The following is a 26,693-nucleotide window of genomic DNA, read 5'->3' as shown; positions in this document are numbered from 1 at the left end:
GCAGAGAAAGGATGAAGGCGATGACGAGGCCGCGAGTGAAGCTAAAAGTAACTGACGGTCAATGGATAGCGGAATTAGACGGATTGGGGTTGGAAGGCGAATCAACGGGTGTACCTTCCACACATGCTGTCCAATGGACTGGCCCAGCGCCTGTACTAAACCCCGAACAGCGGAAGGCATGGCTGGAGCAGCTAAAAGCAGATCCTTTGGATATCTATCGTTTTTTGCAAGGGGAAACCTGTCTATCGCTGGATGAGATCGTTCAGCTAGCAGCTGAGACAGCCACTTCCAGCATGGAGGATGGCGTGGGTGTAGTCGACGATGTGAAGAAAGCTCTTCAAGCCGGTCTGGAAAGCGATCCGCAGACCTGTCTGGAACTGATCGGAATGTCGCGGGAAGAGCTGCTGGAGTACGTATTTAGTGCTTGGGCCGGAGAGTTATCCCATGTGCAGGGGACATCCCCCGCGCTTGAGTCTACCTCACGGCCAGAGGGCGGACGTAGCGGATCGGCAGCGATTAGCGAATGGATTGCAGAGTCTGCGGCAGAAGGAGCATTGCATCGTCCCGGTGCGGGCTTTCACGCGATTGAGATTCGTCTGCCGCAGAAGCTTGCTCCTAAGAAGGAAGCGGATATTACGGCTTTACTGCCGGGTTTACCCCGTGCGGAAGAGGCATTGAAACTCATACGTGAACGGGTAGCCGAGCGGGCCCGAGCTGCAATCCCGCAAAAACGTCATACTCCGTAACAATTCGGGTATATACTTCCTTTTTCGAGTCTATTCGCCTTCATCGAACGGGATAACGGCTTCGAAGAGTGCCAAAAGTTCAGTTACAATGGGGAAACGGAAAAGTGACGGCAAGTCATGCATCAATTGCAATATTGGAGGAGATACCAGCATGAAACGACATATACAACAGACGCGAGCATCTAAGCGCTGGACCAAAGCGCTCATTCCAGGGCTGATCCTGCCAGGGCTATTACTGGCAGCCTGCCAGCAGGGAGGATCAGGTGGACAGGAAAGCGAGCCGTTGAAGTCATCTACAGCGGTACAGGAGAATGTGCAGCCTTCCACCCAGCCGGATGCGGACAATGGCAGCACTAGCGCTGGACAAGCCTCTGCGGGTACAGAAGGCGGACAAGCCGACCCTGTGATGGCGTTGCGGAGCCAGAGTGCGCTGCAAGCCACGGTTAAGGAAGAGGATGGAACCGCGATCGTCACCAATGCGACTTCTGATACAGTCGTTGTGAACAAAAAGCGCAGCTTGCCTGTAGGCTATGTCCCCGATGACTTAGTGGAGCCGCAGGTGCCATTTTCCTTCGAGGGACCGCATGAAAAGCGGCATTTGCGTAAGGAAGCGGCAGAGGCACTGGAGAAGCTGTTCGACGGTGCGGAAAAAGACGGCATTGAGCTACGTGCGGTATCGGGATACCGTTCCTATAAGCGTCAGGTATCTATTTTCAACAACAATGTAAAGACAAAGGGGCAGGAATATGCCTCTAAAGTTAGCGCTGTACCGGGTACGAGTGAGCATCAGACAGGATTGTCCATTGATGTATCCAGCCCAAGCGTAGGTAATGTGCTGGAGCAATCCTTCGGAGCTTCCAAGGAAGGCGAATGGCTGGAAAAACATGCACCGGAATACGGATTTATTATTCGTTATATGAAGGGTAAGGAAGATGTAACCGGCTATGTGTACGAGCCTTGGCATATCCGTTATGTGGGAATAGACATTGCGGAGGATGTAGCCAAGCAGGGGATGACGCTGGAGGAATATTTCGACGAGAACAATATCAAGCTGTAGCAGCTAAAATCAAGCCGTAATCCTAGGGATTGCGGCTTTTTGTCGTGTTTTTCTTCCAAATTGAACCTTTTCAAGGTAGAATCTCGTATAGTGAACGACGACAGAAGCGCTTTGATTTGTTGCAAACCTCATGACAGAAGCGTACAGGAAGGGAAGGGAATCATCATTTATTATTCATTAACGTATCGCGAATGGTCGGAAGACACTCAAAAGGAACTGCGCAGCCTGACACGGGAATCCGTATCGGGAGATGAGCTGTTTCTACGCAAGCTTGTAGACGCTACGCGTCTCCATGACAAACTATGGTCGCATATCTCGAATGAAAGTGAGGAACATACGGATCATTCCGTCTATGTGACTGAATTTACAGGGGAACGCGCAAAGCCTTACGGTGCCTCCATCACAGACCTCGTGCTTGCCAGTGAGGGAGGTTACACTTCCACATTCAGTGCAATGTACTGGATATGGCATGAACCTGCATTCCGTAGTATGGATCAGCGGGAAGGTTCGGTATTTACTTTGGAGTTGGCCCAACGACTATTAGATCACTATACAGTACTGGGTGGCAAAACATATGAATTTATATATTCGGTACTGGACCCTCAGCTGAAAAAGGTACATCTGTTTGTGAAGGAGGTCGATCTGTGATGGAGCATTCTTGGGAAAAAATGAAATCCAAGCCCGGCTCTCGTACACGGATGGCGGCCTTTGCCCTGATGTTGGCTGTCCCGGCCGCTCTGACGGGTTGCGGTGACGACGAGTATTATGACTGCGATGAGCTTCCTGTATCGGAACAAACGGCGTGTCGGGATTCAGGCAGCAGCGGGTATTACTATGGTGGATCGACATATTATAGTGGAGGTTCCTCATACCATAGTAGTCGTTCATCTTCCAGTTCTTACCGCAAAAGCTCATCCTCATCTTCCAGCTCACACAGCGGTTTTGGCAGCAGCGGCTCACGCAGCGGCTTTTTCTCTGGGGGTTAAGATGAGCATGCGTACGATTCGGCAATTGCCTTATGAACATGATGAGCTTTTTAAGGGTGAAATCAGCCGTAGAATTCCGTATCATCGCATGTATGGTAAATCCTATTGCGTGCCAGCCTTAACGGTATATCGGGAAAGCGAGCTGGCAGAGCTTCAGACTGCTTCTGAGGCGGTACATCGTATTTATCGCAAGGTTCAGCAATTCGTCCAGTGCTATATGCCGGATGAATACCTGGTGGAACGGTTGGGGATTCATCCAGGCTTGCTGCGTGCTGCACGAATGGAGGCCGAGCCGGATGGGATAACCCGCCAGGACTGGATTGTGGGGGAAGCGGGTATCAAGTGCATAGAGAATAACACCGATACCCCAACCGGGATTCCCGAGGTGGCTTATCTCGAAGGAAAGCTGCTGGAGGTGCTGAGTAGGGATGGAATATCGGCGGATGACAATGCATTACATGGACCCTCATCTGGAATGGACGAGGCGATTCAGTCTGCCTTGACGGAGTTCATTCATTTTTATAGCAATAAGGGATTAGGAACAAAGGTGTATTTCACTTGCTATGACTGGCACATCGAGGATCAGACGAACACCAAATATATTATGCATTTATGTGAACAAGCCGGGTTTGAAGTGGTTTATGCGCCTTTGGAAGAACTGGAGATTATCCCGAATGAAGGATTGTATCACCGGGGAGAGCAGATCCACATTCTCTATCGCCTGTATCCGCTGGAATATCTAATTGATGACCGGGAGGAGGATACGGGGCTTGAGGTGGGGCAGGCGCTAATGGATATGGTGGCAGACGGGAAAATAGGATTAATCAACCCGCCGCAGCATATCATTACCCAGAGCAAAGGGTTCACCGCAACCGTGTGGTCGCTATATGAGCGCAATGAGCAGACACCAGAGTTCTGTGGTTTTCGCTTGTTTGACGATCGCGAGCTGGAGGTGATACGAACCTACCTGCTGCCTACGTATTTTGAACCCTCGGTGTTTATGCAAAATAAAGAGCCTTATGTGGCCAAAGGTATATGGGGGCGGGAGGGTAAAGGGACGCACTTGATTGAACATCCTCAATCCGAAGAGATGCTGAAAGGTGCTTTGGGAGAGGTTGAACCTGCGCAGACTGACAACCCTGATCTGCTTCACCAAGCTGATGGTCCACGAACGCCTGAGCAGGAGGAAGCCGCACATATTGCCGCTTATTACGAGGGACAGCCTAAGATTTATCAGCGGCTGTGGCCGATGCAGAGCGCAGAGGTACAGACCGAGGAAGGGCTATTTCACGGCTATGTGCTGACAGGCATATTCGTGATCGGGGGGCGTTTTGCGGGTGTCCTGCCGCGAATCGGTGAAAAGGTAACAGGTGATATGGCCTATTATTGCGCCGCCGCTGTTGCCACCGTACCTCCTAATCCGCCCGTTATATAAGCTGAATTAAACAATGTACCATATTCGAACATATCTGTTATTTTCACAAGTGAGGATTTTGCAAAATCCTGAAGTATCATAAGGAGGAAGAAAATTGGACTCTCATATCAGTTTGGGCAACGCATTGGGCAATGTAGGTATCGGCCTGCTTATCCTGTTTGCCATCTTAATCGTAGGTTATTTTGTGTTCAGCTTGCTGACACGTTATAACGATAATCAAGAAATCGCACGCGGCAATGAGGCGGCAGGCATCTATATGGGTGCAAAGCTGCTAGGTCTGTGTATCATCGTGGGAATGGTGTCGTACAGCAGTCATTCATGGCTAGATATGCTAACCTGGTCGGCTGTGGGCATTGTAGTGCTGTGTCTGGTCTATGTGATTTTTGATCTGGTGACGCCGCGTACCAAAGTGTGTGAGGAAATTGCCAACGGCAATGTGGCTCTGGCACAGCTGCTGCGCTCGGTCATCGTCGGGGTGTCTTTTGTGGTAGGTACATTTTTGATGTAGTCGATATAGAGAAGGGATACAAAGGATCTGCAACACCGGACAACGGAGCTGCAGATCCTTTTTTATAGAACATTGTATTCACTGCCCGGCATCAGACTGTTGAATTGAAGGTTGTGACGATCACTTCCTGTGGGGACTATTCTACAAAGCAACGGGTGATACTGCATAGCAAAAAGGAATTTGCTACAGAGTTCAAACCAAATAGAAGAGAAGGGAATTCTGAACATATGAGTACCTCCACCTCCCCAACCAAACAAGTTCGGATGGGTATCATTGGCCTGGGTCTGATCGCTGAATATCACATGAGATCACTGCACACCATCTCGGGGGTATCTATTGTGGCCGTTAGTGATGTGAATCCCAATCGCCTTCAAGCCATCGGAGAACAATTGCAACTACCTGCTTCCAAGCGGTACGCCCATTATGAAGCATTAATCCGTGACCCAGAGGTAGATGCGATTCTGTCGCTGACACCCAATGATGTGCATTTTGACATTATTCGTATTGCGCTGGAAGAACACAAAGCTGTACTGGCAGAAAAACCATTGACTCTTACATGGGAAGAAGCGGATCAGTTGAAAAAGCTATACAAAGCGAATCCGGTGCCTTTGCTGGTTCACTATAAGCATCGCTACGGGGCGGCCTTCCAATATACCAAGCAACTGCTGGATGAGCAAAAGCTGGGTAAAATCTATAACATTCAATTTCGTTATCTAATGGATGCATTTGCGCCATATCGTCAGCATCCATATACATGGCGTCACAATTTAGCCAAGGCTGGTTCTGGAGTAGTGGGGGATACAGCCTCACATATCATTGATCTGGCCCGTTTTTTGGTGGGTGAATTTAAAAGTGTCGCAGCGCTGTTACATACCATTACACCCGAGCGGTTCGATCCGATCACGGGTCTGCCTGTAAAAGTAGATGTGGAAGATCTTGCTGCCTTTCATGGCATCGTAGGCGACAATACCGTGGGAACCTTTATCACTCATAAAAATGCCATCGGCATACGGCACGATATCGAAGTCGATATCTATGGAGAACTTGGTACGCTGCACGCCAGCCTCAATAACCCGGAAAGTATCCGCATTGTGCTGCGTGACTTGGAACACCCAGGTACCGAATACGAGACTTGGGCTGTCCCTGTAATCTATAATCATACGGCTTATGAAGATTTTGTTGAGCTGGCAAGGGGAAAATCTGTGGATCGTGCTCCCATATTCGAGGACGGCTACAAAAATCAGTGGGTACTTGAAAAAATACTGCAATCCTGGAAAGAGAATGGACGTTTAGTAGAAATGTAGGGGATGTGAGGGGAATAGCTGAAATTCCAGCAATGACAAAGAGTATAAACATGCTGTGACCCGCAAGAGGGTTCCTTTGAAGAGCAGCCATCTTGCGGTTTAGCAATTCAATATATCTGTAAAGCCATCTTTTTCATCATTTTTGCATTGCCACGCTTGTATCACTTCAAAATAAGCCTGCCTCAATCTTTTCAATAATGGTCAGCAAGAAGGATTCAGCTAAGCTGTTTTTCAAAATAGCTTGCTTGGCTTCCTCCAGTGTAAACCAACGTGCTTGATCTACCTCCGTACTAAGAACATCCAACTGATCGTCATTCACAATGGATACAAAATTCAGCATCAGTGTATTGCTTCGTTCAAAATACTCACTGCGCATATATTGATACTCATCGACTTGTAATCCTACTTCTTCCTTAACTTCACGCACCAATGTCTGCTCTGCGGATTCACCCTTGCTCACATAACCTGCCAATAAAATGAAGCCCTGAATATTGTACTGCTGTATGAGCAGCACCTTATCTCTTTGACTATTCAATACAGCGGTACTGATCGCAGTGCTGAATATCGGGAAACGAAAGACCTGACATGTATGACAAAAGGGGATAGGGCCCTCGCCTTCACACTCCTTCACTATCAATTTTGTTCCGCATTCATAGCAATATTTCATGTAAGCGCCACCCTTGTATCACATTTTTAAAATTGTAAATGTTGCTTTTAATGCCGTGTTTGTACTGCAATACTCATCATCTTAATTCTACGATCACTGTTCTGTCTACGGACGCTTTATTTCTTCTCTTGGTCTTTATCCCTTTTCTTGCTGCGTTTTTGCCCGTCTAGCCCCAATCAGCCGCCAGCCTGTTAACAATGCCGCCACAAGACAGATGGACGCGGACGTCATAAAGACTACATGCATGCCTGCCAGAAAAATTTCTGGATGACCCGGGACCAAGCCGGTGACCCGATAACCAGCCTCTTTACTCATAATATAAAAGAGGATGGAAGTAGCCAAAGTGATCCCCACAACCATACCGACGTTGCGAACCAGCGAATTGACACTCCCGGCTGAGCCGAGCTGTGTGCGGGGTACCGTGGACATAATCAGCGAGTTGTTCGGCGATTGGAATAAACCACTGCCAATGCCCAGCATGGCAATCCACAGACCCACGAGCGGGATGGAGCTGCCTGCATGCAGTTGGGCCAATCCAATCTGGGCAATGACCATAACGACCAGCCCGGCGAATGTAAGCAGTTCAGATCCGATTTTATCGGAAAGCGCACCGCTGAGAGGGGCCACAATAACCATCGAGATGGGGAGCAGCATCAGCAGGAAGCCGGCATGAAAAGGCGACAAGTTCAGCATATTCTGCGCATAGAAAGGCGAAATGATGTTAAAGCAAAAGTTAGCGACGAACACCAGAAAAGCACACAAAATACTGAGCGAAAATAACGGATTTTTGAATAGCGCGAGCTGTAACAGCGGCCCAGGACGACGAAGTTCCAACCTAATGAACATGGCAAAAGCAACTACAGCCACCACCAGCGAAGCAACGATACGTTTGTCTCCATACCCGACCTGCTGTCCCAGCAACAATCCGACGAACAAAGTGAGAATAAAAATAGCAAACACCAAGCTACCGGGAACGTCAATTTTATCTTTCACCTTGATCAAATCCTTCGGCAAAAGCTTCCAGCCAAGAAAGACAGCGACCAGCCCTACCGGTACATTGACCCAGAAAATATACTGCCAGCCCAGCGACGAGACAATAATACCGCCCAAGCTTGGCCCGGCGATACTGCCCAGAGAAACGAAGGTTCCAATGAGGCCAAGTGCTTTGCCCCGTTCATTGGACGGGAAGATATCTGTCACGATCCCCTGGCTGTTCGCCATGGTCATGGACGCTCCAAACGCCTGAATAATACGGGAAATCAGCAGCATAGAGAGCGAAGAGCTAAGACCGCACAATAGGGAGCCAAGAATGAATACGATTGTGCCGATTTTGAATATTTTGATTTTACCAACGATATCTCCAAGCTTGCCAAAAAATAAGATAGCGGTACATATCGCCATTAAATAGGCGGTTGTCACCCATTCAATCTGTGCCACGGGTAAATGTAACGTGCGAGACAACACAGGAAGAGCGATATTGACGATGCTTCCATCCAATGTGGACATAAATGTAAACAGATTCAAAACAATTAAAATCAGCCAACGTTTCTTCTGGACGTCGATATTCTCTTGATAGGTTGTAGCCGTTATAGCAGTTGAACTCATCATTACACCTCGTTATCGTTAACAATTTCTATTTAGTTGCACGCGCAACTAAATGAACGGTTCTAGTGTACAGCAAATTAGTTGCGTGTGCAACAATATTATTGTAAACTTTGCTTTGGTCCCAACTGGGGATGTGTCATTTTTAAGCCAATGAGGTGTATTTGATGAGAAAAAAACAACCGATTGGAAAGCTAATTTCCCACCTGTACCGTCGTAATCAAAAAATATTGTCCAAAAAACTGACTCCTTACGGAATCGGCAGTGGAGGACAACACAGCTTTTTAAAGCTCATTTTGCAGCGGCCGGGCATTACACAAGAGCAGTTGACGAATGAACTTAAATTTGACAAGGCAACCACGGCACGCTCTGTGAAACAATTGGAGGAATCAGGCTACATTGAACGGAAAACAGACCCAAATGACCGCCGTTCCCATCTTTTGTCTCCTACGGCCAAGGCGCTAGAATTTTCCCCTGTCCTACAAGGAATATTGGACGAGTCCAATGTCAGCCTTGTCTACAATCTATCCGAAGAGGAAGAGGAGCTTCTTATCGATTTACTGCAAAAAATTAGTATAGACCCTGACGAATAAACAAATCAGGAGTTAGCCAGAGGATCGTGGCAGGTAAAAGAAAAAGCAGCCCTCACAGAGGATACTCTGTGAGAACTGCTTAATGCCACGTCATTCAGTCCAAGCCAATTCCTTTGAACGCATGTATGACTAATTGTCGCACATAGGAATCGTCTAATGGATAACCGGTTACCAACAATCGATAAAAAACCGGCCCATAAATGAGATCGATACATAATTCAATATCGAGATTTTCCTTCAATTCTCCGCGCTCTATTCCGCGCTCAATAAGAAGCCTAGCCTCAAGTCGCCGAGGGTGGAAATATCGGGTCCGGTATGCCTCTGACAATCCTGAATCAAGTTGCCCTTCGCCTATTAACTCTGTAATGATTTTACCCTCTCGGCTTATTAAGAACCGCACTAAATTCGTGGCATGAATGAGAATGTCATCTAATACACAACCCGTGTCGGGCACGGGCAATCTTGCTATGGTGGCTGACAGGAAACCATCCATTACTACTGCAGCTTTGTTAGGCCACCATTTATAAATGGTGGCTTTGCTAACTTTCGCTCGCTCAGCAATTTTTTCTACCGTAACCGCCCCAAAGCCTTGCTCCAACAGTAGATCATAGGAAGCGTTAAGGATAGATTTTTGCGTCTCGACATTACGTGGACGTCCTCTTTTGCTCTGCACTGGAATGCTCACCTTCTTAACGGATATAAGTAAACGCGAAAAATAAACTATACGTTCAGTATATCAAATATTATGTGAAATAAAAAAGTTGATTTCGCCTATTTACAAAACGAAACGTTCAGTATATTATTTGATTATCGAATTAATGAACTATACGTTTAGTATTTAAATTAATGAGGAGGATTATCATGCAAAGAGAACAACAAGCCTTAGAAAGTAACCGTATCTCAAATTGGATGATGTTTTTGTTGGCAGCCGCATGCGGCCTTATTGTTGCCAACCTGTACTATGCTCAAACCCTTGTAGGACCTATTCACATTGCTATGGGTCTTTCTTCTACAGCAGCGGGCTTCATTGTCACCTTGACTCAAATCGGTTATGTGGTGGGATTGCTATTTATCGTACCGCTCAGCGACATTATTGAAAATCGACGGCTCATGGTCATATCGCTAATCATCACAGTCTGTGCATTGGTTGTTGCCGCTTTTGCCACCAATGCCCCGTTGTTCCTGACCGCATCCTTATTCATTGGAATTGGATCTGTGGTAGCCCAAATACTGGTGCCGTACGCCACCTATTTAGCATCCGAAGAGCAGCGCGGCCGCGTTGTTGGGAATGTCATGAGCGGACTCTTGCTAGGCATTATGTTCGCACGGCCAGTAGCAAGCTTTATCACCAGCATCTGGGGATGGCAAGCCGTATTTATTTTGTCAGCCATTGTCTTGACGCTGTTGACGATTCTGCTCTCGCGAGCTCTTCCAGAGCGCAAGCCTGTGCCTACGGTATCTTACAGTAAATTGATTTTCTCGTTAGGCACTCTTTTAAAACAAACGCCTGCATTGCGTCGCCGTGCCCTCTATCAAGCCTGCCTATTTGGGGCCTTCAGCCTATTTTGGACTGTTGTTCCTTTACGATTGGCGGATGATTTCGGAATGTCTCAACAAGGGATTGCATTGTTTGCTTTAGTAGGCGTAGGCGGTGCAGTAGCTGCTCCGATTGCTGGGAGATTGGCTGATAAAGGCTGGAGCAAAGGTTTAACCGGGTTAGCTATGATCATTGCAGCCTTGTCTTTTTTGCTCATCTATCTTTTTCAAAGTCATTCGACCGTTGCGCTCGTACTTCTCTTTATTTCAGCGATTACACTGGATATGGCTGTATCGGGAAACCTTGTACTTGGACAACGTGTGATTTACTCCTTGGGAAGTGAAGCGAGAGGGCGTTTGAACGGATTATTCATGTCTATTTTTTTCATAGGCGGAGCGATTGGATCATCATTAGGGGGTTGGTCGTATGCGTTAGGAGGTTGGAATTTCAGTTCTCTGATTGGAGTCGTCCTGCCTGTACTGGCTTTGCTGTACTTTTTCACTGAGAAAGAAACGAGTGGAGACGTGCGAAAGAGACAAACCACCTGATAGAGGTCAGCTTTAAGCTATGCCGTACGCAAAAACATAATGATTAAAATGGCTGTTCCCAAGAGAAAACAAAGGGGCGAGTAGAGCACAGTGTCCCACTTTGCAAAAACAGTTCCTTTTTTTCTCTTGAAAAGCCCTACCCATTTGAAATCTCCTATAGAACGTAAAATAAATACGCACGACAACAAGCCTGCACCGTAGGAATGAAAGGTACTGAAAAACAGGAATTGTGTAACTCCACCTAGTTCTAGTACGAACCAAGCGGCTAAAGCTAGTAGAATAGCTACAATTGATGTCCCTATCTTGGAGGGCTCAAAGAGCAAAGCCGTTCCTGTGCTTGGGATCGCTGCCTTTGCACCTTTTTGTCCGCCGAATACCCAATATAGATGCATGCCGCTCAGTACCCATAGAATTCCGCCAACTGCCCATGTAAGTAACTCCAACATGTGGCATCCTCCTTAATTGAATTAATTTGAAATCCACTCTGTCCAAATCATGTGAATATGCTGTTGAATGGCTTCGTCACTTAACGTCTCTTGCTTGTGACGCTCATACCAACCTAAGTAGTAATGGTACAACATCCATGATCTCTGAAAGGCTTTCTCTGGTTGCATTCCCTTCTGTATTAAAAGCTGCTTCATAAACTCCATTCTCATCTGTTCGACTTCATTGAGTAGGGAATGGTAACTATCATCCTTCAATGACAGTTTTCGCAGATAAAACAGAAAATCTCCTCGTTTCGTCTTTCCGAACATCTGGGTTAACAACTCTCTGATCCGCTCATCTGCGGCAGCATGGATGATGGACGCTGCAATAATCTGTTGTGTCGTCTGTTCCTTCCATGTCTCCACAATCTGTCTAATGTAGCTGCTGCGATTGTTAAAATACCAATAAAAACTACTCTTACTGCACCCTAAAGCAACGGCCATTTTCTCAACTACGAGTTGATCAATCCCACCCTGTTCAAAACGTTCGATTCCTTTCTGAATCCATTGTTCTTCTGTGACAATAATTTTAGGCATCTCTCCCTTTCCCTCTCCCTTTCTGTACGGTATCGTCTAGATGAGTATATATTATAGTGTTTTTAGAGCTGTGTAAATATGGGCACATTAGCTCCCTGAGCCAGCTGATGCATAGGAGGCATGAACTTACATAAACGCCCACTTGAAATACCTGCGAATTTGATCTATAATGCTGTAGCATATAGTGATATTCAAGGCATTGACCAAAGACATGATTTCCTTGAAGGGCCGTTCAGAGAGAAAAGACGAGGCTGAGAGCTTTTCCGGCAACCGCATGTGAAGTTACCCCTTTGTAGCCGTGACGTTGAACATGTAGCTGTGCAATCTGGCAGTAACATCAGTAAACGCCTACCGCTTTATCCCCGTTAACGGATACCAATGGAGGGTCACGCATGTCGTGCATGAGTATGTTCCGATGAACATAAATGTACGCACAGGAGCGGGCCGAACTAGGGTGGAACCACGAGCTGAACGCACTCGTCCCTTGAGGGAGAGAGGCGTTTTTTTGCGTTCAATTTTGATATAGCACACAATTTGAAATGGAGGCTTTAATCGTGAGTATTCAAGTGAAATTGCCGGATGGAGCCGTACGCGAGTACGAGCAGGGCGTAACGATCGCCGACGTGGCGGGTTCGATCAGCTCCGGGCTGAAAAAGAACGCAGTAGCAGGTAAAGTGAACGGGAAGGCTGTAGATCTGAACACCGTTTTGGATCAGAACGTTGACCTTGAAATTATTACGCTGGACGGTGCAGACGGTCTGGAAATTTACCGCCACAGTACAGCGCATTTGCTCGCTCAGGCGCTCAAACGCATTTACGGTGAGAAAAACGTGAAGCTGGGTATCGGTCCGGTCATCGACAGCGGCTTCTACTATGACATTGATATCGAAAACCCATTGTCCGTTGACGACTTGGCCAAGATTGAGAAGGAAATGACGAAGATCGCACAGGAAAATCTGCCGATTACACGTCGTGTGGTTAGCCGAGAGGAAGCCACTCGTATTTTTGGAGAGTTGGAAGATCCACTGAAGCTGGAACTGATTCGTGATTTGCCGGAAGAAGCGGAAATTACAATCTATGATCAAGGCGAATTTTTTGACCTGTGTCGTGGCCCGCATTTGCCATCTACTGGCCGCATCAAAGCTTTTAAACTGTTGAGTGTAGCGGGCGCATACTGGAGAGGCGATTCCAACAACAAGATGCTGCAACGTATCTACGGAACAGCATTCCCGAAAAAAGCACAACTGGATGAGCACCTGCATTTGCTGGAAGAAGCGAAAAAACGCGACCATCGCAAGCTGGGTAAAGAGCTGGAACTGTTCATGTTCTCCGAAGAAGCACCGGGCATGCCGTTCTACCTGCCTAAAGGTATGGTTGTCCGCACTGCATTGGAAGATTACTCCCGTGACATTCAACGTCTGCATGGCTATGAGGAAGTACGTACACCGCTGATGATGAACAATCGTCTGTGGGAACAATCGGGACACTATGAGCATTACAAGGAAAACATGTACTTCTCCGAAGTGGATGAAACTACATTTGCTCTGAAACCGATGAACTGTCCAGGGCATATGCTTGTGTTTAAAAATGAGCTTCACTCCTACCGCGATCTGCCAATTCGTATAGCCGAATTTGGACAAGTGCATCGCCATGAGCTGTCCGGCGCGTTGAACGGTATGATGCGTGTTCGTACATTCTGCCAGGATGATGCGCATATTTTCGTCACACCAGGCCAGATTGAACAAGAAATCACAGACGTAATTAAGCTGATTAACGAAATGTATAGTGTGTTTGGCTTTGACTTCACAGTGGAATTGTCCACACGTCCAGATGACTTTATGGGCGAGCCAGTGCTGTGGGATCAAGCGGAACAAGCTTTGCAAAACGTGCTGGATCACCTGGGCATCAACTACCGTATTAATGCGGGAGATGGAGCATTTTACGGTCCAAAAATTGACTTCCACATTCTCGATGCGCTCAAACGCAGCTGGCAGTGCGGAACGATCCAATTGGACTTCCAAATGCCTGAAAAATTCGACCTGACTTATGTGGGCGAGGACAACCAGAAGCACCGTCCAGTCGTTATTCACCGTGCCATCTATGGTTCGATTGACCGCTTCATGGGCATCCTGACTGAGCATTTTACAGGTGCATTCCCATTGTGGTTGGCTCCTGTTCATGCGAAGCTGTTGCCAGTATCCGAGAACTATATCGAGACTGCCAATGAGATACAGGATGCGTTGCTGAAAGCAGGTCTGCGCGTCGAAGTGGATACTCGCAATGAGAAGCTTGGTTATAAAATCCGCGAGGCGCAATTGGAGAAGGTTCCATATATGTTCGTTATCGGGGAAAATGAAAAAACAACCGGTACTGTAGCGGTTCGTAAACGCGGCGAAGGCGATCTGGGATCACTCAGCATTGCGGATATCGTTGAGAAAATCAGCACAGAGATTCGCGAGAAACAGTAATATTTGATCAGAAAATGTGTAAAAGAGCCATCAGAACCATGATGAACGTGGTTTTGATGGCTCTTTTTTGTACCCAATACATAAGAATCCAGCGTAAGAATGAACCATAGTTGTTGCAGCCTCGACTGAATTCTTAAGTTATCTTTAGCAGGTTTGTGGCCGTGAAGTGGCGTGATCTGCAGGGAGGGAGAGTGTCTTCAAGGACGTCTCTTCGGATTGTTTCGCCGGGGATTCTTCCGCATCCTGTTCCTCGCTAAGCGATAAAATTTCGCCGCGCAACTTCAGCATTTTCTGATCCAACTCGTAGGTTGCACGTGCGGCTTCGGTCAATCCATTAACGACATGTTCAGGCACTTTCTTATCGAACTTATAGTACAAAATATGCTCCATACTAGCCCAGAAATCCATAGCCAATGTGCGCAATTGAATTTCAACCTTGATCCAGCGTGTGCCTTCAAACAGGATCAGCGGAATTTCCACAATGACATGCAGGCTCTGGTAGCCGTTGGGCTTAGGATGGGCTATATAGTCCTTGACCTCCAGAATACGAATATCTTCCCGTGTGTGAAGATGATCCATCAGACGATAAATATCTTTCACAAAAGCGCATACCACGCGCATTCCAGCGATATCATGAATTTCACGCAATATATTGTCCAAGGTCACTTCATGCCCTTTGCGCCGAACCTTTTCCACGATGCTGTGGGGCTCTTTGATCCGGGTTTTAATATGCTCAATCGGGCTAAAACCGTCTAACAGCTTCCATTCCGTCTGGATTAGCTTAATTTTATTCTTTAATTCCTCCAGAGCCAGCTGATAAAGGACGGGAATCTTTCTCCACTCCTCTAGTTGCTTGGCGTCGACACTGTTTTGATCCAGCTGTAGCTGAAATTCCTGCAAGGGTAATGGGACAGCATTCAGGTGCTTCCAATCCGGTTCATTCACAGAGCATTCTCCTAAATGAGGCTTATGATGTCCTCGATCTTTTTCGTAAAAATGCATTATCGTATACATTGTACACTATGTCAAAACCTACAGGCAAAGGAGAGACGTTCAAAGAAAAAAGAAATACGACAAGAATTATAGTGGTAAAACCGAGTAATCCGATGTATAATTACAAAAATGCTGATTTGGAGCATTTAATTCTTTAAAAAAACACAAATGTAGAGTATCCATCATTAGATTAAAAATATAAATTACAGAAAAGAGGAAAAGAAAAATGGCAAAAGTAGAAAGTTTTCAATTAGATCACACGATTGTAAAGGCTCCTTATGTAAGAGCAGCGGGAGTAGAGCATGACGAAAAAGGAAGCACAGTACAAAAGTATGACTTGAGATTTTTGCAACCCAATGAAGATGCACTTCCGACGGCAGCTGTACATACGCTGGAGCACTTATTAGCAACGTACCTGAGAGATGAAATCAAAGGAATTATTGATATCTCTCCTATGGGATGCAGAACGGGGTTCTACTTGATTTTGTGGAATGAACACGAGCCAGAGGAAATTGCACTCGCTTTGGAAAAAACTTTGAAAAGAATTCTGGAAACGACAGAGGTTCCGGCTGTTACTGCTTTGGAATGTGGGAACTACAAGGACCACTCTCTTTTTTCCGCGCAGGAATATGTGAAGATTGTATTGGAAGCTGGTATTAGCCGCGATCCTTTCGAAAGAGTACTTTAAAATCTATGATTTCGATTGACCTATCTCATCAGACAGCGGTAGTGACAGGCGGCAAGTCAGGCATAGGCAAGGGAATTGTAGAGCTTTTCATTCAAAGCGGAGCTAAAGTGATTTCTGCTGATATTTCTTATGAAGAGCCGTATAGAGTGGTCAATCCACAGTTGGTTGAAACGCAATTGGACATATCCAAACCGGATGATATCGAAAGATGGTGCGATCTACTAATCAGCGAGGCGGGAGTTCCTGATATATTGGTGAACTGTGCTGGTACTTCTACGATGGATTATGTCATTGATAGTGAGTTAGCTGATTGGGAGAAAGTATTTTCGATCAATTCAACTGGGCTGTATGTAGCGTCCAAACGGTTTGCCAAGGAAATGGTGGATGCGCGCAAACCAGGACGAATTATCCAAATTGCTTCGCAGGCTGGAAAAAATGGATATCGGGCCATGGGCGGATACTGTGCTTCCAAACATGCGGTTCTTGGCTTGACCAAGGTGATGGCCATTGAGCTTGCTCCGCATCAAATTTTGGTGAATGCGGTTTGTCCAGGTATCGTAGAAACGCCGATGAAACATCGTGAACGGATTGAAGGGGGCGTCATTCGCGGAATGACCGCTCAAGAAATATACGAAGAAGATTGTTCACAGGTACCTTTGGGGAGAACGGCCGAGGTGGAGGATGTCGCCAATGTGGTGCTGTTTCTGGCCAGTCCGCTCTCAGCATATATGACAGGACAAGCGATTAATGTTACAGGTGGAATGACGATGCACTAGCATACATGATCTGGGGGAAAACAACATGAAGAAATCGTTCGTTTTACTATTAGGGATTAGTTTATTATTGGTTGCCGCAGGATGCGGTAATAAAAGTTCAGACAGCAATGGCTCCAGCGCCGCTTCCGGTTCGGAAACGCAAAAAGTAGTCATCGGCTCCATGGGCTCTGACGCCCAGATCTGGAAGCATATTGCCCAGTCTCAGGCCGCCAAGGATGCCAAGCTGGACATTGAAGTGAAAGAAATTAACGGCGGAATCGAAACGAACAATGCGACCAAAGAAGGCGAAGTAGACGTGAATGCATTCCAATCGTGGGCGTACCTGGTTAGCTATAACAAAGAGAGCAAAGCTGATTTGAAGGCTATAGCCACAACCTACCTGGAACCCATGGGGATTTATTCGCAAAAATTCAAAAGCATCGATGAAGTGACCGACGGGGCTCTGGTAGCTTTGGCAGATAACCCAGCCAATACGGCAAGAGGTTTAAAGTTATTGGAAGCATCCGGTTTGATTAAGCTTAAGGCTGACTTTAATGATGCCTTGGGTACAGTCAATGATATTACTAGCAATCCTAAAAACCTGAAATTTGAACTCATTGATGACAAAACAGGACCACGAGTGATTCAAGATGTAGGCTTGGTGCTAATTGGGAATACGATTGCTTTAGAAGGGGGCCTGAATGTACTGAAAGATTCCTTGTTCCATGAGGAGATCAGTCAGGCAACCAAAAATAATATTAACGTTCTGGTTACTTCATCTGATAAGGCGAATGACAAAGGGCTGCAAAAGTTAGCGGATCTCTATCATAACGAGGATACTCAAAAATACATTAAAGATGAATTTGGCGGCACCAAAGTAGAGGTTAAAGAGCCGGTTTCTTATTTGGAAGGACAAACTACAACAAAATAAACTTATGAGATCAGCCAGTTTTTCTGGCTGATCTTTTTTGTTCGTAAGAGCCCCGTACCGGTAGTCGGGTAGAAGTCATCTCTGCTCTTGGACTCCACGCCGAATATGTGACAAACGTTGAGTTGATGTCTCCCATCTTCCACATGAGCCAGTGATTGTATTTTTAGTAGTCGACTTGAGTTTGAGTATGGGTTTCGGTTCGATAATGTTTGGGGGAGAGTCCCTTTACCTTTTTAAAAATTTTTGAGAAGAGTAAAGGGTCGTTATAGCCGACTGAACGGGAAATATCACCTATCGAAAGTTCAGCGTTTCCCATCATTTCACATGCTTTGTTGATCCTATAGCGAACCAAATAATCCTGAATGCTTGTGTTTACTTGTTGTTTGAATAACGAACATAAATAGCTTCGATTGAGTCCGATAAAATTTGCAATGTGCTCAATGGTAATTTTCTGAGCATAATTCATTTCAATAAAATCCTTCACTTTTTCCACGTAAATTTCCGCCCGGCTTTCCTTTTGTTCGGGGGGCGTTACCGGGCCGAACTCTATAAGCTCCGATAACATTAAGCATAGCAGACCGGTTAGTCTGGTTTCCCGAGCTTTATGGCATCCACTTGATTCATTCATGAGCTGCAAATATTGATAAATCAAATGGTCTCCTTCAAAGTTGAGGATTGGACGCGTCATCGTTAGACCTGCTTGCTTGAGGAGTGTTTCTGCCAGTGCCCCGTCAAATCCAAACCAGCAATAAGACCAAGGATTCACTACATCGGCTTGATAATAAGTAATGACCTGGGGGCAGATTAGAAACCACTGTCCTTTCCGTAAGCGATAACTGAACCCACCGACCTCGAAGGTACCTTCTCCGTCCAAAATATAATGAAGCAGATAGTGATCTCTTATCGCAGGTCCAAAAAAGTGACTCGGTATGCATTCCTCTATGCCAAACTGAGTTAGATACAATTCAGAATGCTGCTTACTACGCGGCAAATATTCTATCACGCTAAATCTCCTTATGTAAATTATCAAGCATTATAACATAAATAGTGAGCACCATGCCATGTACTTCATATCTAAAATTAATATATCATTTCTGTAGAACCTATTGCGACTAACGAGGAGCTTATCAAGCTTTACACCATGTGAACTTAGTTGGTGGTGTTACAAAAAGGTTCTTCTATGTCCTTTTTTAGGTGCGGATTTCCGAGGGGTATGATCTAGAGGGAGGGGTTGTTTTTCCAATGGGTATCATTGTTCAAGAGCAAACGGGGCTGTTTCATCTACAGTCGTCGGGCATGAGTTATATTATTCAGATTGTGGATGGATTTCCTGTGCATGTATATTGGGGAGATAGGCTGAAGCACCGCGAATCAATGACCGATCTATTGCTTCACACTTCTGCGACGGCTGGATTGGATCGGCTACCGCAAGAGTACCCGCAGTATGGGAGTGGGGACTTCCGTAACCCTGCGTATCAAGTAGAACTTGAAGATGGAACTCGTATCACGGAGTTAAAGTACGACGGTTACCGGATCATCAAGGGAAAGCCATCATTAACCGGGCTTCCGGCCGTATATACCGAGAATGAAGACGAAGCGGATACGTTGGAACTGGAGTTAAAAGATGACTTTTCAGGTCTTAAAGTTGTTCTTCTTTACACCGTCTTCGCGGATCGAAACGTAATCGCTCGTTCGGCTCGTTTGAGTAATACGGGAGCCAAGAATCTTCGACTTCTCCGTGCTCTAAGTGCCAGTGTCGATTTTTCAGGTAAAAGCGATTTAGAGTTCATGTATCTTTCGGGAGCATGGGCTCGGGAGGGGAATATTACCCGCAAACCGATTCTTCAAGGTGAAACCCGAATTGATAGTAAAAGGGGCATGAGCAGCCATCAACTCAACCCTTTTGCTGCATTGGTCACTCGGGGAACAACGGAAAGCTATGGTGAGGTATTCGGCTTTAGCCTCGTGTACAGCGGGGGCTTTGAGGCGGGAGCGGAAATAGATTCATTTGGCTCTACACGGTTTAACATCGGCGTGAACTCCTTTGACTTTTCGTGGTTACTGAGCCCAAGGGAGAGTTTCCAAACGCCAGAAGCCGTTATGGTTTACTCCGGTCAAGGACTGGGAGATATGTCGCGGACGTATCATCGCTTGTATCGGACTCGACTTTGCCGAGGGAAATATCGGGACGAAGAACGCCCTATTCTGGTCAATAACTGGGAAGCTACCTATTTTGACTTCAATGCAGATAAGTTGGTATCGATAGCGAAAGAGGGGGCTGAGCTAGGCATCGAACTATTTGTCTTAGATGACGGTTGGTTCGGAAAACGGGATTCCGACAATTCGTCTCTCGGCGATTGGTACGAGGATCGTCGGAAGCTGCCAGACGGACTCGCGGATGTCGCGAACCGTATCAATCGGCTGGGTCTTAAATTCGGGCTCTGGTTCGAGCCAGAGATGATCTCTCCGGACAGTGAGTTGTACCGGGAGCATCCGGACTGGTGCCTCCACGTTCCGGGACGCAGGCGCAGCGAAGCCAGATGGCAGCTAGTGCTGGACTATACTCGCAAGGAAGTGCGCGATTTCATCTACGATTCGCTTGTTGCCATTTTCTCCAGCGTGCCAGTCTCTTATGTGAAATGGGATATGAACCGCTGCCTGACGGAAATCGGTTCCGCTGCTCTGCCGCCGGAACGCCAATCCGAGACTGCCCATCGCTATGTTCTTGGATTGTATGAGCTGTTGGAGCGCATCACCACCGAATTTCCGCATATTCTTTTCGAGAGCTGTTCAAGTGGCGGAGGGCGCTTTGATCCAGGCATGCTTTACTACATGCCCCAAGTCTGGACTAGTGATAATACCGATGCGGTGGAACGCCTGAAAATCCAATATGGAACTAGCCTTGTCTATCCTGTAAGCGCAACCGGGGCGCATGTCTCGGCAGTTCCGAACCATCAAGTTGGACGCATAACGCCCCTTGATTTTCGAGGTGATGTCGCCATGTCCGGAAATTTTGGATATGAGCTTGATCTCACGAAATTCACCGATGAGGAAAAAGAGACGGTCAAACGCCAAATCGCAGTATACAAGCAGATACGTGGCTTAGTACAGAAAGGTGACTTGTATCGCTTAAAGAACCCGTTTGAAGATAACGAATCGGCTTGGATGTTTGTTTCTGAAGACCAAGAGGATGCCATCGTCTACTATTTCCAAGTGATGGCTGTCCCGAACGCGCCTTGGCGAGCCCTGCGCCTTGACGGACTAAATCCAGAGCTCGAATATGAAGTTAAGTCAGGAAATAGCGGGCAAAAGTCTATCCATGGGGGGGATCGGCTTATGAAGTTGGGCCTCCCTCTTCTCTACAGACAGAAAGACTATGAAAGTGGATGGTTCAGGCTCCGGGCAATAAGGTCCGGTAAGGCTTAAGCATCAGTACAACAGTATAATTGCCGAAAGAGAGAAAACAATCGATGGAGTTATGCCCCTTTTTATATGAAAAGGGGCATTTTGCGTACAGCAGCTGTACTGATTGAGGAGGGGGAAGCCATTTTTTTATACGAATGATGAATGACATGAAACTGAGGAAGATGTAGGAGTTACATTTGAATTTTGATTGAAAACAGGATCATCAACAGAGTAAGTCGTTACGCTGACGGCTGCTTCATTCCTTAATTAATGAATTCATTTCTAAATTTCCGGAATTCATTAGGTGTTTTTTTATGATGTTTCTTAAAAGACTGAATGAAGTGATTTACATGATTGAACCCCACTCTGTGGGCTATTTCAGTTATTGTAGAATCTGTTGAAATTAATAACTCACTGCTTTTCTTGATACGGTACTTAATTAAGTAGTCGTAAGGTGTCATATGAATAGTTCTCTTAAAACTACGAGTGCATTCCGAAATACTTAAATGTGCTATAGCAGCAATTTCTTGCAGTGTTATATTGTCTGAGTAGTTTTGATGGATAAAGCTGAGCATTAATTGAAGTCGCTCCTGTTGCAATTTTATGTATTTAGGTGCTTCCTCAGAAGACAGCGAAATATTAGATATTAAGACTAACCATAATTGTACCGTTTTGATGGAAACCTCGTATTCCCAGCCCCATTTTTTTTTCATATCAAATTTCTGTTTCATATCCCAAAGCATTTGCAGTATTTGAATTTGCCATTCAACATCTCCTTTGATTACGAATGACAATAAGAGAGAGTTTGTATAAGGCAGTACATAATTTTTTTCCATCGCACTATCTGCATAAAAGGCCAACAGCTTCTCAGGGAAATTAAAACTGACATATTGACCGTTATGTGTAAGGTGTGTAGTAACGTGAAGAACACCTTTATTAATTAAAATGGCCTGACCTGTTTCTAATTCATGATCAATGCCGTTAACTTGTATCACTAGCTTTCCTTTGGTAACCAAAGTGATTTGTAGTTCCTCATGCCAATGTAAATCGTTGAATCCTCTACCTTCAGGATTACTTGCATGAATAGTATGGGTGTACATGATGTATGGAAATGAAACATCGGGATATAGAATGGTCTCATGCAATTGTTTTTCCATTTTAGCGAGGTCCTTTCTGATGACGATATTTCTATATAAATTAAAGATATAGTTACACAAATAAAATAAAAGTGGTGATATTATTATACCAGATCTTCGGCTTATCATTACAATCCTGTGCACAGGCGATTGGATAAGACATCTTGGAGGCGTACATGTGAAAATAAATCAATCGTCGTTACCATTTCATCCGTATATTTTGCTTTTAATCAGCATACTGTCTGTTTCTATCTCATCCATCATGATAAAATCCTCAGATACTCCAACCTCTGTGGCTGGGATGTACAGATTGTATATGTCAGTACTCATAATGCTTCCTTTTGTACCTTGGAAAATGTTCCGTTCCTTAGAAATGAACAAAAAAGATTGGAGTACCGTTTTCATAGCTGGTCTTTTTCTCGGGTTATATTTCTTATTCTGGATGGAATCTTTAGTATATACCTCAGTTGCGAGCTCCATGGTCATTCTATCGTTACAGCCTTTATTTGTAATGATGGGTTCATACTTTATGTTCAGAGAACGAGCAAACATATTGACCATTCTTTGTTTGATCGCCGCTCTTGTCGGTTCAATCATTATAGCTTGGGGAGACATTGGGATTTCGAGAGAGGCATTAATCGGAGATGGATTATCTTTAGTAGGAACAATTTTGGTTTCAGCATATATGTTGGCAGGACAGAAAGTAAGCCACAAAATAAATGCAAATGTATATAGTGTTATTGTTTTTTTTATTGGTGGCAGCGTCATGCTGGTCTACAATTTGTTGAATCATTATTCCTTGATCGAATATGACTCGTCGGATTGGGTGTATTTCTTTTTACTTGCAGTAATTCCAACTATTTTTGGACAATATATTTTTAATTTGTTGTTGAAATCGATGGGTGCAACTACGGTCTCAGTTGGTATTATTGGAGAGCCTGTTCTTGCCATAATTCTCGCCTACTTATTCTTGGGAGAAATAATCTCTGCATTTCAATTCATAGGTGGAATCATGACTTTATTCGGTATGGGGATGTATTTTTGGGCAAAATCTTTAAAGTATACTACGGTTGCAAAATATTAAATTTGAAATTCATTATCGCGAAATTGAAGAAAACAATCGATGAGGAGAATGTTTAGATGGCAACGATTGATGATTTTTTGAAACTAGATATTCGAGTTGGAACCATAATTAAAGCTGAGTTTTTTGCAGAAGCAAAAGTACCTGCTATTAAACTTGAAATTGATTTTGGACAAGATATCGGAATAAAAGCTTCGAGTGCACAAATCACAAAAAGATATGTGGCTGAAGATATTATAGGGGAACAAATCATAGGTGTAGTCAACTTTCCACCTCGACGGATAGCAGGCTTTAAGTCAGAGGTGTTAGTCCTTGGAGGAATTCCCGAAAAGGGGGATGTGGTTTTATTGAAACCAGATATCAAACTACCTAATGGAACACCTATTGGATGATTGATCGGCTGTTTAATCAGTAAAATATATAACTTCACAACAGGCAGGACATTGAACCTAACGGGATACGATCGTTCAATAGCAAGTTGAAACAGAAAGCGGCAGACTAGGACTTTATTTTCACGTCCTAGTCTGCCGCTTTTTCTATTATTGGTCTGTCTAAAGCTTATTTGATTCATTAAAATCTGCAACAATTAGGCTGGAAATCACGGGTGTCACCAGTCCAGTAAAAGCACAATTCTCCATACCAGCTATATGCCTTATACCTATCTGGCCGGGATGCTGCGCGTCCCCTCTGTCATCGGGGAGGCGCAGAGCGGGCACACCGGCGGTGTGCTTGTGCTAGCCGCGCTTGTACGGCGTCCGCTTGTTGTGTCGCGCCGCATCCACGCCTTGCAGGCGTCGTCGGTGCATTTCCACACGGGCACGTTGATGCGTGGCTCCGCCTGAGACCCTGCCACCGACGAGGTCGTCCGTGTCGTAGCACTGCCTGGTCCCGGCCTGCTGCTCACGCGGGTCGCTGTGCCAGACGCTGGCGATCCAGCGCCAGCACGGCTGCTATACCCGGAAGCACCCTTCGGTTGGCCGAAGCTGCTGCGGCGTGCTTCTGGCTTGGAAACCTCAGGGGTGACCCCATAGGCTTCCAGCAGGAAGCGTGACACGGCGGCAGGCTTGCCATGATTAGAGGCGGGAGAGGTGATGTACAGCAACTCCTTCGCCCGGGTGACGGCCACATAAGCGAGGCGGCGCTCTTCTTCAAGCGCTGCATCGTTATCCACAGCGGTAGTCGGGGCGGCGCCTGCCCGCCGATCCTCCGGCAGCTCGCTGTGCAGCGCCGAGCTGTGCGGCAGAATGCCTTCGCTGGCTCCGATCCAATATACGCAAGGGAATTCCAGCCCTTTGGCGCGGTGGATCGTCATGAGCCGAACAGCATCGCTGTCTTCCTCTCTGCGCAGCGATTCCATTTGGCGGTGACGCTCGGAAAGCTCGTCCGCAAAGCTGACGAACGCCTCCACGGTGTCAAACCGCTTGGCTGCCGTTTCGAGCTCCTCCAGACTTTCTTGCATCGTTTCCTTATAATGAGTCCACGCGCCCGTATCTCCGCTCTCCAAATATTTATCATAAAAGATGCGCCGCATTTCTTGAATGGCATAGGCAGGTTTCATTGTAGTGAGACTGCGAATCAAACGAATACGCTCTTTCACCTGTTCACGCTGAAAATCACGTAGTCGATCCCAGCGGCTGAGATGAATCAGCGGGTATTTTTTAGCCTGCTGTTTCTCCTCGCGCATAATCCATTCCATCCCCGCCTCACGGGAGACGTACAGCGGCCCAAGAGTGCTCGGAATGGATTCCATACGCCGGGGATTCAGCGACAAACGCAGGTGATCCATTAAGGGACGAATCAGGGACTGATCATAAAATACAGCCCCTGCTCCATACTGAATAAATGGAACATCCCGCATAATTAATTGCTCAAAAATAGATCGGCTTCCGCTGGCTGTCCGGTGCAAAATAGCGATATCCCGATAGCGCAGCCGACCTTCCTCTACCTGTCCGAGTAGATGGGTAACAATATGCCCCGCTTCTTCCTCGGGTCCGGATGGGGTGGCAAACTGCGGCGGCAAGCCTTCACGCCCGGCAGCCGAAAGACGTTTGGAGCGTCGATGAACATTTTTGGCAACAATGTTAGAGCCCAGCCCCAAAATCCGCGCATCGCTGCGATAATTAATATCCAGGGTAATGACCTTTGCATCCTTATAGACTTTGTCAAACTCCAGAATGGATTCCTGGCGTGCCCCATTAAAGGTATAGATCGTCTGGTCATCATCCCCCACGACCATCAGATTGCGATGTCGGGCAGCCAATCGTTGCACCATCTCATATTGCAGGGCATTCGTATCCTGAAATTCATCGACCATGATATGTGAAAAACGCCGCTGAAGCGGCTGAAGCACATCCGGGTCACGCAGCAGTGCGGAGGCACGCAGCAGAATATCGTCAAAATCCATTTTATTGCGCTCCTGTTTCCACGCTTCATAGGCGAGCATGGCACGCTTGGCATCCGATTCCTCGCGCACGGTTTCCGGCAGCTCGTCCGCGCTGCGGCCTTCCGCTTTCCAGGCGGAGAGGGCAGACAGCAGGCTTTCTGGCTGGAAAGCCTCGCTGAGTCCAAGCTGCCGCAGCATCATTTTCATAACGGTATGCTGGGCCTGCGTTTCACCGAACACTTCATCTTGCACGCCGCGATGACGCAGCATCGCCAAAGCGAATGAGTGAAACGTGCGAGCCTGAACTGCACGTGCAGCGGCAGGGCGCACACCGGGTAATCCCGCGATGCGCAGTTTCATTTCGGCAGCTGCCTTGCTGGTGAAGGTCACCAGCAGAATGGACGATGCAGGGACATCCCGCATCGCCATCAGGTAGCCTGCGCGGGCAGCCAGCACTGTGGTTTTGCCGCAGCCAGCCCCTGCAAGGGTCAGAAGGGGGCCTTTGCCGTGGCGGACGGCCTGGATCTGCGGGCGGTTCAGGTGAATGCCGGCGTTCTCTAAAGCACGAAAATAGGCCGAGTCTTGGTCGGTGTCGGGCACCAGCGTCATACTGGTATCCATGGAAGCACGACGTGCCTGAGGGCTCGACGTTGAATAAGGAACCCCGATGGGTCGGGGGTAAAAAGAAGGATTTGGGTCCATAATCCTTAAACCCCTTTCGTTCTTAAAATCTTCCATTTTCACAAATGGGGGTAGTTTTTGGTATGATAGAGTTCTAGTCAGCTTTAGCTGACGATAAGAACAAGGCGATGGACTAAAATAATGCTGAAATTCATGCGGATCTTGCC

The 26,693-nt window shown here is 46.4% G+C and carries 25 protein-coding genes; 16 read left to right on the top strand and 9 right to left on the bottom strand.

From position 1 onward, the window contains the following. Positions 1 to 20 precede the first annotated feature (20 nt). The 7 genes from MHB54_RS10245 to MHB54_RS10215 all read left to right on the top strand — a co-directional run bounded on the left by MHB54_RS10245 (position 21) and on the right by MHB54_RS10215 (position 6,036). Positions 21 to 746, top strand: coding sequence for a phosphoribosylglycinamide synthetase (locus MHB54_RS10245; RefSeq protein ID WP_071559387.1), 726 nt, complete (start codon positions 21 to 23; stop codon positions 744 to 746). Between the two features lie 151 nt (positions 747 to 897). Continuing rightward, the gene (locus tag MHB54_RS10240) at positions 898 to 1,803 is read left to right on the top strand and encodes a M15 family metallopeptidase (protein ID WP_071559386.1); all 906 of its coding nucleotides are present in this window, start codon (positions 898 to 900) and stop codon (positions 1,801 to 1,803) included. 90 nt (positions 1,804 to 1,893) lie between these two features. After that, entirely contained in the window at positions 1,894 to 2,451 is a 558-nt protein-coding gene (locus MHB54_RS10235; RefSeq protein ID WP_226887799.1) for a hypothetical protein, read from the top strand. Beyond that, a complete protein-coding gene (locus MHB54_RS10230; protein ID WP_023986799.1) occupies positions 2,451 to 2,789 on the top strand; it encodes a hypothetical protein in 339 nt (112 codons plus the stop codon). Before MHB54_RS10235 ends, MHB54_RS10230 begins: the two co-directional genes overlap by 1 nt. 1 nt (position 2,790) lies before the next feature. Then, positions 2,791 to 4,224 (top strand): glutathionylspermidine synthase family protein, encoded by a 1,434-nt coding sequence (locus tag MHB54_RS10225; RefSeq protein ID WP_071559384.1) that lies wholly within the window; start codon positions 2,791 to 2,793, stop codon positions 4,222 to 4,224. Between the two features lie 94 nt (positions 4,225 to 4,318). After that, positions 4,319 to 4,732 (top strand): DUF350 domain-containing protein, encoded by a 414-nt coding sequence (locus MHB54_RS10220; RefSeq protein ID WP_023986801.1) that lies wholly within the window; start codon positions 4,319 to 4,321, stop codon positions 4,730 to 4,732. Positions 4,733 to 4,959: 227 nt separating this feature from the next. Further along, entirely contained in the window at positions 4,960 to 6,036 is a 1,077-nt protein-coding gene (locus MHB54_RS10215; protein WP_071559383.1) for a Gfo/Idh/MocA family protein, read from the top strand. 166 nt (positions 6,037 to 6,202) lie between these two features. On the opposite strand, the gene MHB54_RS10210 is transcribed toward MHB54_RS10215, so the two are convergent. After that, on the bottom strand, positions 6,203 to 6,703 hold the full coding sequence (locus MHB54_RS10210; RefSeq protein WP_076158748.1) for an NAD(+) diphosphatase: 501 nt from the start codon (positions 6,701 to 6,703) through the stop codon (positions 6,203 to 6,205). Positions 6,704 to 6,838: 135 nt separating this feature from the next. Further along, positions 6,839 to 8,308, bottom strand: coding sequence for an MFS transporter (locus tag MHB54_RS10205; RefSeq protein ID WP_068941241.1), 1,470 nt, complete (start codon positions 8,306 to 8,308; stop codon positions 6,839 to 6,841). Between the two features lie 164 nt (positions 8,309 to 8,472). Between MHB54_RS10205 and MHB54_RS10200 the strand changes: the two genes are divergently transcribed. Then, positions 8,473 to 8,898 (top strand): MarR family winged helix-turn-helix transcriptional regulator, encoded by a 426-nt coding sequence (locus MHB54_RS10200; protein ID WP_023986805.1) that lies wholly within the window; start codon positions 8,473 to 8,475, stop codon positions 8,896 to 8,898. 94 nt (positions 8,899 to 8,992) lie between these two features. Here MHB54_RS10200 and MHB54_RS10195 read toward each other — a convergent pair whose 3' ends face one another. After that, the gene (locus tag MHB54_RS10195) at positions 8,993 to 9,571 is read right to left on the bottom strand and encodes a TetR/AcrR family transcriptional regulator (RefSeq protein ID WP_023986806.1); all 579 of its coding nucleotides are present in this window, start codon (positions 9,569 to 9,571) and stop codon (positions 8,993 to 8,995) included. A 188-nt stretch (positions 9,572 to 9,759) separates the two neighbouring features. Here MHB54_RS10195 and MHB54_RS10190 point away from each other — a divergent pair, with 188 nt between their 5' ends. Then, positions 9,760 to 10,983 carry an MFS transporter gene (locus tag MHB54_RS10190; protein WP_068941243.1) on the top strand — a complete coding sequence of 408 codons (1,224 nt, stop codon included), beginning with the start codon at positions 9,760 to 9,762 and terminating at the stop codon, positions 10,981 to 10,983. 17 nt (positions 10,984 to 11,000) lie between these two features. Here the strand turns inward: MHB54_RS10190 and MHB54_RS10185 are convergent, their stop codons facing one another. Beyond that, positions 11,001 to 11,429: a DUF3995 domain-containing protein gene (locus MHB54_RS10185; RefSeq protein WP_071559378.1), complete on the bottom strand. Its 429-nt coding sequence runs from the start codon at positions 11,427 to 11,429 to the stop codon at positions 11,001 to 11,003. A gap of 21 nt (positions 11,430 to 11,450) precedes the next feature. Further along, a complete protein-coding gene (locus MHB54_RS10180; protein ID WP_264454235.1) occupies positions 11,451 to 12,005 on the bottom strand; it encodes a TetR/AcrR family transcriptional regulator in 555 nt (184 codons plus the stop codon). Positions 12,006 to 12,559: 554 nt separating this feature from the next. Here MHB54_RS10180 and thrS point away from each other — a divergent pair. Then, entirely contained in the window at positions 12,560 to 14,473 is a 1,914-nt protein-coding gene (gene thrS / locus MHB54_RS10175; protein ID WP_053324540.1) for a threonine--tRNA ligase, read from the top strand. A 144-nt stretch (positions 14,474 to 14,617) separates the two neighbouring features. Here thrS and MHB54_RS10170 read toward each other — a convergent pair whose 3' ends face one another. Next, complete coding sequence (locus MHB54_RS10170; protein WP_061829985.1) at positions 14,618 to 15,418, bottom strand: GTP pyrophosphokinase; 801 nt, start codon at positions 15,416 to 15,418, stop codon at positions 14,618 to 14,620. Positions 15,419 to 15,692: 274 nt separating this feature from the next. Here MHB54_RS10170 and MHB54_RS10165 point away from each other — a divergent pair, with 274 nt between their 5' ends. Genes MHB54_RS10165 through MHB54_RS10155 form a run of 3 tightly spaced genes read left to right on the top strand, consistent with a single transcriptional unit; the run spans position 15,693 to position 17,840 of the window. Continuing rightward, positions 15,693 to 16,154 (top strand): S-ribosylhomocysteine lyase, encoded by a 462-nt coding sequence (locus MHB54_RS10165; protein ID WP_029515967.1) that lies wholly within the window; start codon positions 15,693 to 15,695, stop codon positions 16,152 to 16,154. A 5-nt stretch (positions 16,155 to 16,159) separates the two neighbouring features. Then, complete coding sequence (locus MHB54_RS10160; RefSeq protein WP_165178874.1) at positions 16,160 to 16,930, top strand: SDR family NAD(P)-dependent oxidoreductase; 771 nt, start codon at positions 16,160 to 16,162, stop codon at positions 16,928 to 16,930. Between the two features lie 25 nt (positions 16,931 to 16,955). Continuing rightward, a complete protein-coding gene (locus MHB54_RS10155; RefSeq protein ID WP_023986814.1) occupies positions 16,956 to 17,840 on the top strand; it encodes a MetQ/NlpA family ABC transporter substrate-binding protein in 885 nt (294 codons plus the stop codon). Positions 17,841 to 18,003: 163 nt separating this feature from the next. Here MHB54_RS10155 and MHB54_RS10150 read toward each other — a convergent pair whose 3' ends face one another. Further along, positions 18,004 to 18,843 (bottom strand): AraC family transcriptional regulator, encoded by an 840-nt coding sequence (locus tag MHB54_RS10150; protein WP_340981586.1) that lies wholly within the window; start codon positions 18,841 to 18,843, stop codon positions 18,004 to 18,006. A 239-nt stretch (positions 18,844 to 19,082) separates the two neighbouring features. On the opposite strand from MHB54_RS10150, the gene MHB54_RS10145 reads away from it, so the two are divergent. Next, on the top strand, positions 19,083 to 21,266 hold the full coding sequence (locus MHB54_RS10145; RefSeq protein WP_023986816.1) for an alpha-galactosidase: 2,184 nt from the start codon (positions 19,083 to 19,085) through the stop codon (positions 21,264 to 21,266). 242 nt (positions 21,267 to 21,508) lie between these two features. Here MHB54_RS10145 and MHB54_RS10140 read toward each other — a convergent pair whose 3' ends face one another. Then, positions 21,509 to 22,402, bottom strand: coding sequence for an AraC family transcriptional regulator (locus tag MHB54_RS10140; protein WP_071559375.1), 894 nt, complete (start codon positions 22,400 to 22,402; stop codon positions 21,509 to 21,511). A gap of 157 nt (positions 22,403 to 22,559) precedes the next feature. Here MHB54_RS10140 and MHB54_RS10135 point away from each other — a divergent pair, with 157 nt between their 5' ends. Both MHB54_RS10135 and csaA read left to right on the top strand, forming a co-directional pair. Further along, positions 22,560 to 23,465, top strand: coding sequence for a DMT family transporter (locus MHB54_RS10135; protein ID WP_071559374.1), 906 nt, complete (start codon positions 22,560 to 22,562; stop codon positions 23,463 to 23,465). A gap of 56 nt (positions 23,466 to 23,521) precedes the next feature. Then, positions 23,522 to 23,854, top strand: a complete 333-nt coding sequence (gene csaA / locus MHB54_RS10130) for a chaperone CsaA (RefSeq protein WP_053324545.1) — start codon at positions 23,522 to 23,524, stop codon at positions 23,852 to 23,854. 266 nt (positions 23,855 to 24,120) lie between these two features. Here the strand turns inward: csaA and MHB54_RS10125 are convergent, their stop codons facing one another. Beyond that, positions 24,121 to 26,547 (bottom strand): UvrD-helicase domain-containing protein, encoded by a 2,427-nt coding sequence (locus tag MHB54_RS10125; RefSeq protein ID WP_076295408.1) that lies wholly within the window; start codon positions 26,545 to 26,547, stop codon positions 24,121 to 24,123. Between the last annotated feature and the right edge of the window lie 146 nt (positions 26,548 to 26,693).

Source organism: Paenibacillus sp. FSL M7-0802 (genome assembly GCF_038004945.1).
GTDB classification, from domain to species: domain Bacteria; phylum Bacillota; class Bacilli; order Paenibacillales; family Paenibacillaceae; genus Paenibacillus; species Paenibacillus polymyxa_B.
The sequence above is the reverse complement of the archived record's forward strand: the minus strand, read 5'-3'. Positions and strand labels throughout refer to the sequence as shown.